This window comes from Verrucomicrobiia bacterium (assembly GCA_035577545.1).
Classification (GTDB): domain Bacteria; phylum Verrucomicrobiota; class Verrucomicrobiia; order Palsa-1439; family Palsa-1439; genus Palsa-1439.
The window spans coordinates 1-15,471 of the sequence record DATLVI010000016.1; the positions used below are offsets into that span (position 1 = coordinate 1).

Below are 15,471 nucleotides of genomic sequence, written 5' to 3' on the forward strand. Positions count from 1 at the left end.
AGCTTCGTCCCAACGGGGATTCACCCTTCTGGAGTTGCTGACGTCCATGACACTCTTGTTGGTCATGGTCGGGTTCCTCGCGGTTGCCTTCAACTCGGCTTCCGTAGCCTGGAAGCAGGGCGAAAAAGATGTGGATCGCTATCAGCAGGCCCGGGCCACGGTGGACCTGATGGCCCGCGACCTGAGCCAGGCAGTCGTATCGCCGAAGATCCAGTTCTATGGCATCACAAATGGTTTGGCGTTCATGGCACCCGTGAGCGATAACCCCAATGTTGCGGATTTAGCCGAGGTCGCCTACGTGCTCGGCCCGGAGACGGCACCGCCGTTCACTCTGAAGCGGCGTTTCACTACTGCTGCAAGCAGCCAATGGGATATCTATACACAGCCAACTACTTGGCCTTCAACCGCCGATAATGTAAGCGTGGTCAGCGATGCCGTCATTAATTTTACGGTGACTTATTACGATGCTAAAAACACCCAATTCGTCTCCTGGAATTCTACGTCCGTCCCTGGTTGGACAGAAGCATATGGCCTCGGCTTCACTGCACCAGCAGCAGCAAGCCCAACCACTATGCTCAGCCTTCCGCCTGCATATGTTAACGTGCATTTGGAAGTCGTGGACTCCAAGACTGCCAGAGTTCTCCGAAACATGGCAGCCAATCCGATCGCCTCGGCAAATCTGATGACAAACTCTGTACGCGCCTTCGATGTCTATTTGAGAATTCCCCAGCGATGAAAACGCGAAAGCAAAATGACGAGCGCGGCATTGCGCTGATCCTGACACTGACGATATTGGCCGTCATTCTCATCCTGCTTTTGGCGTTCGTCAGCAGCATGCGGACGGAGCGCATTTCCGCGAAAGCTTTCAACGACCAATCCAAAGCCCAGCTATTGGCCCAAGCCGCCATTGACCGCGCGGTTGCCACCATTGCCAGCGCCACCGCGCAACGGATCGCGACCCCTACGCTCTTCTCCACATACGTAACTTTTCCCGGGGTGATCTGGACGAATTACAACGGCACCGTCGGTTTCGTGAACCTTTATTCCGACCCCACTTTAGCCGATCCAACCAATATGAACGATGGCTATTGGATCACGGGGCAAAATCCTCTCGAGTACAGCACCCCAGCCAATGTGCAGATTAACGTGGGCTGGCTGTATGTCGGCGAAAACGGCGCTGTCGCTCCGCCTCCGTTGGCCGCGAACAATCATCTAGTTGGTCGCTACGCTTTTTGGGTGGACGATGAGGCAACCAAGGTCAATATTCAGACAGCCGGGCAGCGACCCGTGACGGCACCCGACGCATACGGGTACAGCACAAACAGCGAAGTTGATCTAAACATGCTGCAGGCGGGCCTTAGCGCTTCCGCAGGTTCAATCCAAGCCACACAAGGGTTGACCGGATTTACGACCATTGAAGAGGTGAAGCGTGCTGATGTGGGTGGAAGTCCCAGCGGTGATTTCACCAATAATCAATTCTATCTCACCACCTATTCCAACGACGCGAATTACCCGGATTACGCGGACGACTTCGACGCTCTTGACCGCGAGCGGTCGGTTCTTTCCACACTCAACATACGCGACGTCAACGGCTCGGGCGGCGGCGGCACGAACAACGCGTACGCCCACCTATCGGATCCCGCACTGGGGAACATGTATTCCCTCAGCGGTCCGCTCGCAACGTTCGACGGCAAATATAGCGCCAATGGCCTCAGACAAATCGTCGCTAACATCATTGCCTACCAGCACGATCCCCAAAGCCTCGTCGATCCTCAGGCGTTTCCACTTGATGGCGGCGGTACACCACCGGTCTTTCTTGGGCTGGCCAAAACGCCCTACATCAACGAGGTGCAAGTCGCCTATAATGTCACAGGGGCTGACGTGACGCGAAGCGTGTCGGTGGAATTGTTTTACATGTACGACACGTCATACACAGCAGCGGGAGACACAATTACAATTTCTGGTTTGCCGGCCGGGCCGGGGTTCAGCGCCGTACCCGTCACGATTCCAGTGAGCGGAACGTTCGCCAGTGGAAGCTACGTCGTCTTCACCGAAACTCCCGCAGAACTGCCCGTGGCGTTGGGGGGAGCCGCGATTCTTCCCGCCACATCCATTCAAATCACTTATGCCCGTCCGTATGCAGGAACGCCTCGTCGTCTGGATTATTCCGGTGTGACGCTTCCAGCGTTGACTCTCGATACGGCAAGCCCCGGTCCCGTTTGGTATGGTGCTCAAGCGGCCGATCCGTGCGTGAATGATACGGACGCGCTGCCCGGACGATGGGAAGGATACACCAGTCCGTTTGTCGGCACACTTGGGAGGCGCAACATTTGGCAAGGAGCGAATCCGTTCGATGGCACGCCGGGACCCGCCGGTTATCCATTCGGGGCCGACATGTCGAAGGCTGTTATACGCGCCGCGCCGATGAAATCGCTCGGCGAACTTGGTTTTATCCATACAACGGGCTCCTGGCAGTACGTGCGATTGCAGCCGCAACCGGCCTCTGAAAAGGCGACACAACAAATTCCCGACTGGGCGATGCTTGATCTATTTACCGTCGGCGGCGGAACTTCCGGGCGCATTAATATCAATGGCGGCATCACCGCCGGTACACCGGTCTTTGGCACAACACGTCTGGTTCCATTGAACGCGCTCTTGAACAACGCGCTCACCACTCTGGGCACGGTCCCACAGAATATCTACGCTGATGATTTTCCTGCTGGCCGCGCCGCCATCGATACGTACGGCATGCGGAACGGTCGGGACGGCATCTTTGATACCGCCGGGGAGATTTGCGAAGTCAACGGCTTGGACAACGGTGGCGGGAATGATTTCGACAGGGAAGCTGTCATTCGTCGCATTGCCAATGACATTACGGTTCGCTCCAGTATGTTCACGGTTTGGGTGTGGGCCCAGAGCATCAAGGACGTAGACGGGAATGGGCAATACAACCCGCCTGCTAATCCACCCCCGGGGATGGCGACCGGCAATGACTTTATTACCGGCGAAGTGAAGGCGCAAGCGGTGGTGGAGCGTTATGAAAACCCGCCCGGCAGCGGCCCGAGATACCGCATCCGCTACTTGCGATACTATTGACGCAAGGGCTGGTTCCGCGCGCTCTACCACCGGTACATCTACAATTGAGCGGGCATGTCTGCCTATTTATCGGAAAGTGATATTTTGTGCTGGACACGCGCTCTGGGTTCGGGTATGGTTGGACGAATTAACATTCAACGTCCAACGCGAAACGCTCAACTTTCAAGACGCAGGCGCGAGAGGACGACGGCAACCAAGATGGTCGCCCTACAACGGCTGCGGCGTGGGTTCAAGCGGCCAGCGACGTTCAACGATAGCGAACGACAGCCAACGACGCTTAACAATGGCAAGCAAGTTGAAAAAAACCGGTGAAAAAGTGGCTGTGATTCCGCTGGAAGATAATTTTACGGATATCGTGGGCAAGGCGCAGCGGGGGTTGAACCTGTCGGGCACGGCGTTGGCGGAGCGGGCGGGGGTGTCGCTGGCGGAGGTGAATGCGGTGCGGCGGGGCGAGGTGGATGAGGCGGTGTTGCGGAAGGTGGCGGGGGCGCTGGGGTTGGGGGCGGAGGCGTTGGTGGCGAGCGCGCGGGGGGCGTGGCGGCCGCGGGAGGTCGGGGAGGTGCGGGGGTTGGGGCGGTTCAATACGCCGTTCGATGATATGACGGTGAACGCGTATGTGGTGTATGACGCGGAGACGCGGGAGGCGGCGGCGTTCGATACGGGGGCGGATTGCGATGGGATGTTGGAATTCGCGCGGGAGAAGGGGCTGCGGGTGGAGATGATTTTATTGACGCATGTGCATACGGACCATGTGTTTGATTTGGGGCGGTTGAAGGCGGCGACGGGGGCGAGGGCGTATGTGAGCGGGCGGGAGGTGTTGGCGGGGGCGGAGGCGTTTGAGGATGGGAAGATTTTTGAGGTGGGGAAATTGAAGATCGAGGCGCGGCGGACGAGCGGGCATGCGCGGGGTGGGACGAGCTTTGTGGTGACGGGGTTGGCGCGGCGGGTGGCGTTGGTGGGTGATGCGCTGTTTGCGGGTTCGATGGGCGGCGGGATGGTGGATTACGGTGAGGTGTTGCGGACAAATCGCGAGGGCATTTTTACGCTGCCCGACGAGACGATTCTTTGTCCCGGGCATGGGCCGTTGAGCACGGTGGGCGAGGAGAAACTGCACAACCCGTTCTTCCCGGAGTTTCAGCAACAGCAAGCCAGCCAGCAGTAGTGAAATGCGCGGAGGAAATTGGCGGCGCCCACCTTAATGCGTTTCACGCAGTAACGGGTGGCTTGGCGGAAGTTTCTCGGACCGTCAAATGCGAGGGAAGCAGCACATCCATGAGGCTTTCATCCTCCTCCGAATCAGCGCGCTTCAGCAATAGCTCCGCGGCGGTCACCCCGATTTTTTCAGGATCGGCATGGGCGCCCGTAATCTGCGGATGTTCCTCGACGCAAACCCGTGTGGCATCCACGGCGACGACGCTGATTTCCTCCGGCACACGCCACCCATTTTGCATCAGGCAATTGATCACCCCGCGCGCCATCAAACCGTTGGCGCAAATCCAGGCGGTGGGGAAACTCTTGCGGGAGATTTGGCCGAGCATGATTTCGCCCGCTTTCCACCCGCCGAGGCGGTCGCCCAGCTCCACATTCATCGTGAACCTGTCCGCCAATTTCAAGTCGTGCTGGCTTAGCGCCTCAACCAATCCGGCGCGCCTACGGATATTGTAATGAAGGCCCTTGTCGCCAGCCACCCACGCAAACTGGCGATGCCCCAGTTCCACCAGGTGTTCCACCAGAAGACTCAGCGCCTGTTTTTCATTGGGCATCACCGAATGGCAAATTCCGGGATAGCTTACGGAGATGGCCACCAGATTTGGCTGGACCGCCTTGATGGCTTTCAGGAATTTCTCGTCCACTTGCCCGAGTATCGCCAGGCCGAAAACCTGGTTTTGCCGGAGCTTTTGCTGGACGGTACGGACCCCAAGGTCGTCTTCGGACCCCAAAAACATCGAGTGATACCCGTGCGCCAGCAAGCCCGCATGCAACCCGTGTTGGACATGGCTGAAAAAATTGCTCTGGGTGTGCAGCCGCAGCCCGCTGCGCAGAATGAACCCCACATTCGTAACCAGGGCACCGTCCCCGTTCAGCTGCATACCCTTGGGTCGATACCCGATTTTAATCGCATGGTCCCAAATCCGCTGATAGGAATCCGGGCTGATATTCTCCCGCTTCCCATTAAGAACCATGGAAACCAATGCCTGCGAAACGTCCAGATCCTGGGCAATTCGTTGCTGTGATACACTCTCCTTTTTCTTCACATCCCGAATTTAGTCCAATAAAACCGCGGTTGAAAGCAGAAAGTGCCGCCAGTGCCCAGGGGATTATAAATCTTTCCACTTGCAAGTGGGCCGATTACTTGATAAGTATTAAATGATGTCCAACCATCGCGCCATTATCGCCTTGAGCGACCTCGAGATTGCCGACTTCCTCCCCGGCCCGATGTGGGGAGAATTGGAAAAACTCGTACCGGGATACCAGCGCATCCCCCTCCCGCTCGCCGGTCCGAACGATTGGGAGCGACTGTGGCGCGGATCCCCGGCGGATATACTCATCTCCGCATGGCAAACGCCCTCCCTCAATTCGACCCTGCAACCGGTGGATTTGAAGCCGTTGCGTTACGTCTGCCACCTGGCAGGCACCATCCGCAAGCTCGTCCCCCGCGAGTTGATCGAGCAGGGCTTGGTGGTCACGAATTGGGGCGGTTCGATCAGCGCAACTGTTGCCGAATGCACGCTGATGTTGACGTTGATGGCTCTGCGGCGCGCGTCGCATTGGGCCGTGGCGATGCATCGGGACGGCGCATGGAAAAACGGGAGTAGCTTCACCCAAAGCTTACTGGGCCGGCGCGTGGGGATTCACGGCTTCGGCTCAATCAGTCAGTGTTTGGTCCCGATGCTGCGACCGTTCACCTCACAGATCCAGGCCTTTTCACCGAGCATGCCGGACGGAATTTTCTCCAGTTTCGGCGTAAAACGGTTGGCATCGCTGGAGGAGCTGTTTGCCGAATCCGACGTGGTGGTGGAGTTGGCCGCGGCAACGCCGGAGAATTATCATATCGTAACCGAGAGTCATCTGCGGCTGATTCCCGAAGGTGGTGTATTTGTAAATGTCGGCCGCGGTTGTGTGATAGACGAGGGTGGATTGCTTCGCGTTGCGCGGGAAGGTCGGCTGCAAATCGCGCTCGATGTTTTCGAACAAGAGCCACTCGCGGCCGATTCACCCCTGCGCGGACTGCCAAACGTCACACTCCTGCCCCATCTCGGCGGTCCCACACGTGACCGGCGGCGCGATGCCGGGGCGTTCGCATTGAAGAATCTTCGGGCCTTTTTACGCGGTGAACCGTTGGACGCTGTCGTGACACTGGAGGTTTATGACCGAAGCAGTTAGCAGGCGCGGCTTGTCGTGGGGCGCCTCCACTCTCGGTTGCGCGGAGCTCTCCCTCCCGGAAATCTGCGAACTTTTCCATGCCTTTAATCTACGCGAACTGGAAATTCGCGCCGTGGATGGACGTATGGACCTGCCGCAATGGTCCGCGGACAAGGGCTGGATGCCGCTCCGGGCCACCGCATTGCTGGCGCACCATCGAATCCAACTCCGTGTTGCAGGTTCTTCCTTCAAGCTCGTCGGCAACGATGAAAAGTCCCGGGCCGAGATGCTGGCGTTTTGCCAGTGGGCCGACTCCTGGGGCGCGCCATACGTCCGCGCCTTTGGCGGCGGTGCGTGGGGACATCCGCTGAATGAAGCGGATTATGCTCAAGCGGCCCAAACGGTCGCATGGTGGCAACAGGAAAAAAAGCGGCACGGCTGGCGCATTGAATTATTGCTCGAAACACACGACGGATTCTCCGCTTCGGGTCCGTGCCGCGAGCTGTTCGCCCGATTGCGTGAACCGATCGGCATTATCTGGGACTCGCATCACACCTGGCGGCTCGGGGGCGAATCCCCGCGCGAATCGTGGTCGCAACTCTCCAAGTGGATTCGTCACGTTCATGTCAAAGACAGCATCGCCAAACCCTCGGCACGGCATCCGTACACGTACGTTCTGCCCGGTGACGGCGAAATGCCACTAGGACAAATCGTCAACCTGCTGGCTGAGCATCAATTCGCGGGGGCAGTTTCACTGGAATGGGAGCGTCTCTGGCATCCGTATCTGCCGCCGTTGCGCGAGGCGTTGACGCGGTTGGAAGCGCAGCCATGGTTTGTGGGTTCTGTGAAGGCTGTCAATGAACACCAATCTCCTGCCATCACCCGTTAATTCCCCCGCGGCAACCGCGTACGTTCCCGTAAACACGGCGACGGAAGGTTCCTACGCGTGGTGGCGTTCCGCGGCCGAGAACCTTCTCGTTCCGCTCGCCGCCCTGATGAGGCCGGGCAAGGCGGATCTGCCGTTGCGCGGGCAGGCCAGCAACCACGGTGCGCAAGCGGATCGGCTCGAATCTTTCGCGCGCCCGTGCCTCTTGGCGTCTCATTGGCTGGCGAGCGAACCGGGTGTGGCCGAAAAGCTTTCCCGCGATGATATTGCGGCGTGGTTCCGGCGCGGATTGCTGGCTGGCACCGACCCTTCCAGCCCGGAATACTGGGGCCCAACGGCCAATCACCACCAACACACCGTCGAAATGGCGGCACTGACCCTGGCCCTCCAAATCGCCCACCCTTCCCTATGGGAGCCGCTGACGAAACCGGAACGCGTACAGGTGGCGAACTGGTTTGCCAGCATTCGTGGCGGGGGATTACACCGCAACAATCACATGTTTTTTAGCGTGATGACGCTGGCGTTCCTGAATCAGGAAGGTTTTGCCCGCAGCAGCGATGCGCCGGTAATGCGCCATTTGCTGGATGTGCTCGAAAGCATGGCGTTGGGCGGCGGATGGTTCATTGACGGGATGAACGAAACAGTGGATTACTATCAGGCCTACGCCTTTCATTATTACGGGCTGTGGTGGTCCAGGCTCTACGGTTACACCGACCCCAAACGCGCCCGCCGCTGGAAAGACTGGACTCGGCAGTTTCTCAAGGATTACATCCACTTCTTTGCCGCCAGTGGCGAGAATCCTCCATTTGGACGATCTCAATGCTACCGGTTTGCTTCATCCGCTCCGTTCGGTCTCGCAGAATTTTGCGGCGTGACAGCGATCCCCTCGGGCCAGGCCCGGCGGGTCTGCACGCGCAACCTGGATTTCTTTCTACGCCACCACGTGTTACAGGAGCAAGGAGCGTTGTCCCTCGGTTGGACCGACGAATTTCCAGAAATCACCGAGGCTTATAGTTGCGCAAGTTCCCCGTATTGGGCTGCCAAAGGGTTTTCCCCATTGTTGCTGCCATCGAAACACCGGTTTTGGCAGTCGAAGGACGAACCTCTGCCGTCCGAACAATCAGATTTCCAAATTGCGGTACCGCAAGCCGGATTGGTCGTGCGCGGCCATGATGGTGAAGTCGAGGTCTTGAACAGTTCCAATGGGATCAGTGTGGGCAACATCGCGTTCGGCACGTGGAAATGGGGCAAGCTGAGTTTCCGGTCCGGCGTTGGCGGCGAAATCGCGTCGTCCGCCACGCGTTACCCGCTGGACGCGGCACTTACGGCGGAATTCGCGAACGGCACGATATACGGCCGCCACCAATGCCAGCCCATTGCTGTGGCAGCGGATCATTGCGCGTCGGCGTACGGTTTGGGCGACCGCTTCGCCCAGAACCATGCCAGCGTGGAGACCTACCTCTGGTGGAAAGGCGGCTGGCAATTTCAATGGCACCGCGTGGTCGCTTATCAACCGGCTATCTTTCGGCTGGGCACGTACAGTTTGCCGCTGAAAGATGCCACGCACCGCGAACTGGCGATTGCCGACGGCTTCGCTCGCGCCAATACCGCTGAGTGTGGCGTGGCATTCCAACCGCTACTGGGTTTCCGGCGTACCAAAGCGCATGAGTCCGATCCGGAACGTCGCACACACATCCTTGCCTGGCACTCGCTCGTCCTGGCGGGGGAAACGGAAAAGATAGTCGGGGAGCAACACTTGCTGGCATTGGTTTGGGTTGGACGGACGGATAAGGAACGCGCTCCCTGGAAGGTTCAATCCAGTTCCGAAGGGAAACTGACGCTACGCCATCCCGCGCTCGGAGAGTGGCACCTAACGCACGCGGAGTTACCAGCGTTGCCCGTGGTGTAGCGGGCGATCCAGCCCGTTTGATAATTATGACTGACAAATTGACTTCATTGGCGAGCTTGGCGCGGGGTTTTGGGGGTTCCGCTGGTTTTCTTCCTTGTCACGGCATGGGAAACGCTATTTCAGGGTTGTCTTGTGGAAAAGGCTCGAAAACAGGAAAGAATTCGCTTGCATTACCGAAACACCATGGTTAATATTTATAAAGCTAGAGTAACGGGAAGGCTTTTTTATTCCGGCCGAAATCGCGGCACACGCGTGCCAGAAGTTGATGCAAGGGCGTTTGGGAACCCAGGAGCAAACTAGTGCTCTACAAATGGCAAGGGATGGATAACATGATTCAGTTGCAACCTCTCACCCGGATCTTTCGTAAATCAACCCCAGCCCTCGTTGCGGCTGTCATGGCTCTGGGATTGCTGGCCAGCGCCTCGCGCGGCTTGGCGTTCAGCCTGACCTGGACCAATGGCAACGACGTCTGGAACAGCACGACTGCCTGGACGACAAACCAGGCCACTGGTCTCGACACGAATGGTAACCCCGTGGTTTGCTCGGCGGGGATTGTTTCCAACGCCACCGTCACCTGCGTCGGTGGCACGGGCGGCTTCCCCTCCACGGGCGACACGGCGTTTTTCACAAACAACTCGAGTCCCAACGTCACGGTCACCGCCCCGGCAAGCCTGAGCACCCTCGTGTTCTCGAATACGTTGGTCACGATGAGTGGCAGTGCGTCGACGTTGACGGTCACCAACGCATTAAGGATCGCAGCCGACAATTTTACTACGGCAACGGTCTACTGGGCGGGCGGGATTCTCGCCGTCACGAACGCAAACCATGGGAGTGTTGTCCAAATTGGCCAGGGTACCAACTCCGTCGGCACTTTGTTTGTGACCAATGGAACGGTGTTCTATGACCAGAACACTCCCGGCAGCAGTGTTTTCCGAGGTCTTCTCGTGGGTAACGTTGCCTCCGCGGGCAAGCTTGTCATCAGCGGCCCCGGCGTCGTCACGAATAGCATTAGCGGGACCGCCACCCTGGCCATGAATGCCGGTGTCGGCACGGGAGGCAGCGCACTGATCATTACCAACGGCGGCAAGCTGTTTGGGTCTGGCTCTACGCACGTCATCTCGAACAGTCTGGTGCTCGTTTCGGGCCCCGGCAGCCTTATCACTGATCTCGACCCCGGCAATCTCGGTGCCGCCGGTGTTTCTATCGGTGGTGCCGCCGGATTGGGCAACAGCATGTTGATCGTCAGCAACGGGGGGGTAATTACTGCTCAAGGCACCATCTCCATCGGCAGAACCGGCTCGTCCTTCAATACCGGGGTTGTCGTCGGCGCAGGATCCAAATTGATCGCGTCCCCCGGGGGTCTGCTCTTGGGCGGCTCGGCTAACGCCAGCAACAATGATCTGATCGTTTCTGACGGTGCCTTTATCAGTTGCACCGGCACATTGACCTTCCCCAACGCGAATCCCTGTAATAACTGCACAGTTCACATGGGCGGGACGGGAGCCATGAGCACCGGTATTGTTGGGACCTCAATTAGGAATAATTCAGGTGCACAGAACAGCGCGATATTTGTGACAAATGCGGTATTAACCGCAGGCGCGATGGCAATCCAGGGGATTGGTGGCAATAACGCGACTATTCTTTCCAAGGGAACGCTCATCTTGAGCAATCAATACGCAGTGTCCGCCACGCTAACGAACGTGCTGACCATGGCCTCTCCAGGCAGCGTCCTCACCATTAACGGGGGTACCATCAATGCCGTCAGCAGCAGCAATCTCATGGGCGTTGTTATCGGCGACGGCTCGTTAAGCACCGCCAGTTCGATGCTTATTACCAACGGGGGCAAGTTGCTCTCGGAACGCGGCACCATCGGATCAAGCAGTTCGTTTTGCACCGGAGTTGTTGCCGGCGCTGGGTCGATTTGGTCGAACGTCACGGCCGGAGTCAGCTATCTCAACACGAATACCCTTTCCATCGGCGGCGGCAATGTGGTTAGCAGCGGCCACAACTGCTTGGTGGTTCGGGATGGTGCTACCCTTGTTAACAATGGCTCTCTGGATATTGGTGACAATGCTATCTCCACGTTCAATTCGGTTATCTTCGGCGGTCCGGGGGCGCCTGCGGTGATTATCAATAGTGGATTCGTGGATGTTGGTGGCGTCAGTGGGACATCCGGAAACACGCTGACAGTTACAAATGCCAGTTTGACCTGTGACACCCTCAACGTCGGCGGTCCCGGCACGAACCGACTCAACGACACTCTCTTTTTTAACGGCGGGACGATCGTGGCCAACACGGTTCGGGTTCGGCCCACGAATACCTTTGCGTTTGCCGCTGGCACGCTCAGCGCGGGAAGCATGCAGACCGACTCGGGCGCCAACAACAGCAACGTCTTTATCGTCGGCGATGGCACCAGCGCCGCATTTTACGATATGGCGGCAGGCGACACCGGCTATCACGAGTTCGGTTCCCCCGGTCTCGTTGTCACCAACGGCGCCTCCCTGCGGGGCAACGGCACGTTGACCGGCACCATCACCGTCCTGGGCACATTCGTTCCCGGGTTCGCCGGGTCGGTTGGCTCGATTTTCAGCAGCAACAGCCTTTCCTTTGGGAATTCCGCCGTGCTGAACTATGACCTGGGCACCAGCAGCGATTCGGTGACGGTCAATGACAACCTGAAATTGGGCGGCACGCTCAATATCGCCAATGCCGGCGGCTTTGGCCCCGGTAACTACACATTGTTTACGTACACTGGCATCCTGAGCGCCAGCGGTACCCTGACCGTTGGCACCACGCCCAACGGCAGTTTGACTTACGTCATCAACACGAACACAGCCGGCTCGGTGATCCTGCAAGCGACCGGCGGCAGCGATCCATTCACGACATGGCAGACGCAATACTTCACCGGCAGCCCCTTGAATTCAGCCCCTGGCGCGGATCCGTTGGGTAAGGGCATGAGTAACACCAATCAATTCCTGGCGGGATTCAATCCCACGAATGCCGCAGCGTACCTCCATATCACCAGCGTCTCCAAGACGAACGGTGGTAGCGACGTCCGAGTGGACTACCTGGGCGCCAGCGGCGACAGCACCTATACGGGCGGGCCTGCCTCACGCACCAACGTGCTGGAGTTCACCGCGGGCACAGCCGGCAATTATAACAGCAATAATTTCGTCAGCACCGGCGTGACCAACATCCTCAGTGGCGGGGTTGGGCTTGGCACATTGACCAATATGGTGGATACTGGCGGGGCGACCAACACACCGTCGCGGTACTATCGGGTCCGCGTGCTGGTGCCGTAACATCCTGGCGACTGGTGGCCGCGTCGCTATCGGTAACCGAGTTATGCGTCGCTATCGTTTCAGTACGTTCGCCTTGGTTCTCTTGTGGTCGTTCTGGTTCTCCAGCGCGACGGCGTGGGCGTTGGATCCCAATCTGCCACCGAGCGGCAACTTCGACTTGAGTCATTGGAAACTGCAGCTACCCACCTCAAACGGAGTGCTGACCGGCACTGGCGGAAGCGTCGACGAAATAAAGCCTGCCCAACTGGTGGGATTTACCAATGCCTACTTTTACACTGGTTCTGATGGCTCCATGGTTTTCTGGTGCCCTGATGATGGGGCCACCACCAGTGGTAGCACCCATCCGCGCAGCGAGTTGCGCGAAGAGTTAATTCCGGGCAATGACGGTACGAATTGGACGGTCTTCGGCACGCACATCCTGACCGGCCAATGCAAGGTGTTGCGGGTGCCCTCCGACACGCAGAAGGTCTGCATCGGTCAGATGCATGAGCCGAACACCAAGCCGGACGGTAGCGCCAGTGTGGGCAATGAGGAAATGATCATGTTCGATTTCGGCAATAAGAAAATCTACGTGAATATCAATCTGGATGGAAACGTCAGTAGCAGTTTTAGTCAGACGCTTATCTCAGGCTCTGGCGTCGCCACGAACAGCACGATCAATTACACCATGTCCATGGTGAACGGGCTCTTGAAGATCGTGGTCAATAACGTCTCCAATTCGTGGAATCTCTTAAGCGGCACGAATATCAATGGCCATATCGCCCAGAACTGGGACCTTGCCTCAGGCAACACCCTGTATTTCAAAGCCGGCGATTACAACCAGACTGTCGACACCTGCAACTGCTCCACCGATGGCGCCCAAGTGGCCTTCTATTCATTGACCAGGTTCCACGCGCCCAGCATCACCAACCAGCCAGCCGGGCAGACTGTGACAGTGGGCAGTAATGTGACCCTTAGCGTGGGAGCCCTCGGCACACCGCCCCTGAAATATGCCTGGGCGTTTAACGGGGCGCCGCTCAACAATAATCCAACCAATACCACGCTCTCGCTTCCCAATGTGCAGCTCACCAACGCGGGCAATTACTCGGTCATCGTCACGGATATCACGGGGGTCGTCACCAGCAGCGTCGCCGTGTTGACCGTGAACCCATTTCCGCCAACCGCTGACTTCACGGCAACCCCAACCAACGGCGTTGCGCCGTTGAACGTGACCTTCTCCGACGCCTCAATCAGTTCCCCTACAAACTGGGTTTGGAATTTTGGCGACACTGGGACTTCCACCTTGCAGAACCCGTTGCATAACTATGGTACCGCCGGCGTTTTCACCGTGCGACTGATCGCCAGCAATTCTGGCGGGTCGAGCACCAACACCAAGACCGCATACATCAATGTTATTACCCCGCTGCAATCCTGGTCGAACACCTACGGCGTATCGGGGGACTCGACTGATCCCTTCGGCACCGGCATGAGCAACACCAACAAATTTCTAGTGGGCTTCAACCCCACCAACCCGGCGGCGTATCTGCACATCATCAGCATCGCCAACACGAACAGCACGGACATGAACGTGATTTATCTTGGGGCCAATGGCGACAGTAGCTGGTCGCCGGGCATCGCGTCGCGCACCAATGTGCTGGAGTTCACTGCAGGGGCCCCAGATGGCGGCTATTCGAGCAATTTCATAAGCGCCAATGTGACCAACATTCTCGGTGGCGGGACCGGTAACGGCGTCGTGACCAACATGGTCGATGCCGGCGGCGCGACCAACACGCCGTCGCGTTACTACCGGGTCCGCGTGCTGGTGCCATGAATACCCCTTGGAAGAGTGCAGCCGTGAGGACTGAACAGCAACCAAACAGCAACAAAGCCACGTTCACGACTCGGTGAACTATCCCCGGCTGTGCTCTTCCTCATTCCATTCCAGATGTTTCCAAGATGAAAGTACGCCAGACGTCTGCCGTGGGTTCGGTACAACAGTGCTCCGCCAGAAAAGAGGCATCCGGTGCTTTGCTACGTGCAGGTGGGGGATAAATGCCCGGCGTGCCCCGTGCCTGAAAGGCGTGGTACCTGCGGGTCGCGTCCTACACCACACAAGAGAGGAATTCGGCAGAGTATTGCTGTTGTCCCGCTGGAGGGGGCTTGGGAAATGAGCCTTACCGCCCTTCCCAGAGAGACTGGGTAAACAGCCTGGCCTGCAGCCAAGTCACATTGCGTACGCTGCCATCGACGTAGAGGATGTTCATTGAACTATTGCTGTGGCGAAAATCCAAGGACTTGCAGGCGTCCGGACTTCCGGAGGTGTTCAGGTCCCAATTGGCGGAAGGTGGTGAACTGCCCCAAGGAATATTGGATCGGCTATCCGGCTTGAGGGGGTTTAGAAAGTCCTTCTGGGTGTCGAAAATCAGCGGCGTTTCCGAGGGGTTGGTCGTGACTTGGACTTCTTTACGGGGTTGCGCAGAAGTCAAGCCACTGCCATTAGCCGGAAATCCTAACATCGCTCCGGTGCACGAATACGAATAACTGATGTCCGAGTTAAGGAATCCTGGAAACTTGGCACTGGGACAGATGAAGACCCTGTTGGCCATTGATGTGGCGTTGGTGTTGTTATCCCTGTGTGGTATGTAGGTGGCTAGGAGCTTTGGCCAGGGACCCGCTGTCGCGTTAGCTCCATAGGAAGCCGTCGGCATGTATCCGCTGTTGTCGTCGGTGTAGAGACTGATGCCGACGGAGATCTGGCGCAAATTGGATATGCAGACTGCCATGCGACCCTTCTCTCGTGCCTTGTTAAGCGCGGGCAGGAGCATTGCGGCGAGAATGCCAATAATGGCAATAACCACCAACAATTCGATGAGCGTAAAGGCCCGCAGGTGTCGGCTGGCAGAACCACGTTGTGTCTTGGCGTCACTTTGCTTCAT

At 57.9% G+C, this 15,471-nt stretch carries 10 protein-coding genes; 8 read left to right on the top strand and 2 right to left on the bottom strand.

All coding sequences use genetic code 11. The features are described from left to right. The 3 genes from VNL17_05405 to VNL17_05415 form a co-directional block, all read left to right on the top strand. Positions 1 to 736 (top strand): prepilin-type N-terminal cleavage/methylation domain-containing protein (locus VNL17_05405; GenBank protein HXI83511.1); only part of this gene is annotated, 736 nt, incomplete at its 5' end. Further along, entirely contained in the window at positions 733 to 3,096 is a 2,364-nt protein-coding gene (locus VNL17_05410; protein ID HXI83512.1) for a hypothetical protein, read from the top strand. The genes VNL17_05405 and VNL17_05410, both read left to right, overlap by 4 nt. Before the next feature lie 283 nt (positions 3,097 to 3,379). Further along, the gene (locus VNL17_05415; GenBank protein HXI83513.1) at positions 3,380 to 4,258 is read left to right on the top strand and encodes an MBL fold metallo-hydrolase; all 879 of its coding nucleotides are present in this window, start codon (positions 3,380 to 3,382) and stop codon (positions 4,256 to 4,258) included. A gap of 43 nt (positions 4,259 to 4,301) precedes the next feature. On the opposite strand, the gene VNL17_05420 is transcribed toward VNL17_05415, so the two are convergent. Further along, entirely contained in the window at positions 4,302 to 5,351 is a 1,050-nt protein-coding gene (locus VNL17_05420) for a LacI family DNA-binding transcriptional regulator (GenBank protein HXI83514.1), read from the bottom strand. Between the two features lie 112 nt (positions 5,352 to 5,463). Between VNL17_05420 and VNL17_05425 the strand changes: the two genes are divergently transcribed. The 5 genes from VNL17_05425 (at position 5,464) to VNL17_05445 (ending at position 14,366) form a co-directional block, all read left to right on the top strand. Beyond that, complete coding sequence (locus tag VNL17_05425; GenBank protein HXI83515.1) at positions 5,464 to 6,480, top strand: hydroxyacid dehydrogenase; 1,017 nt, start codon at positions 5,464 to 5,466, stop codon at positions 6,478 to 6,480. Then, entirely contained in the window at positions 6,464 to 7,348 is an 885-nt protein-coding gene (locus VNL17_05430; protein ID HXI83516.1) for a TIM barrel protein, read from the top strand. The genes VNL17_05425 and VNL17_05430 overlap by 17 nt, the downstream gene beginning before the upstream one ends. Continuing rightward, the gene (locus VNL17_05435; protein HXI83517.1) at positions 7,317 to 9,254 is read left to right on the top strand and encodes a DUF2264 domain-containing protein; all 1,938 of its coding nucleotides are present in this window, start codon (positions 7,317 to 7,319) and stop codon (positions 9,252 to 9,254) included. The genes VNL17_05430 and VNL17_05435 overlap by 32 nt, the downstream gene beginning before the upstream one ends. Positions 9,255 to 9,583: 329 nt before the next feature. Then, positions 9,584 to 12,556 (top strand): hypothetical protein, encoded by a 2,973-nt coding sequence (locus VNL17_05440; GenBank protein HXI83518.1) that lies wholly within the window; start codon positions 9,584 to 9,586, stop codon positions 12,554 to 12,556. Between the two features lie 43 nt (positions 12,557 to 12,599). Next, a complete protein-coding gene (locus VNL17_05445; protein ID HXI83519.1) occupies positions 12,600 to 14,366 on the top strand; it encodes a polysaccharide lyase family 7 protein in 1,767 nt (588 codons plus the stop codon). Positions 14,367 to 14,709: 343 nt separating this feature from the next. Here the strand turns inward: VNL17_05445 and VNL17_05450 are convergent, their stop codons facing one another. Further along, the gene (locus tag VNL17_05450) at positions 14,710 to 15,471 is read right to left on the bottom strand and encodes a type II secretion system protein (protein HXI83520.1); all 762 of its coding nucleotides are present in this window, start codon (positions 15,469 to 15,471) and stop codon (positions 14,710 to 14,712) included.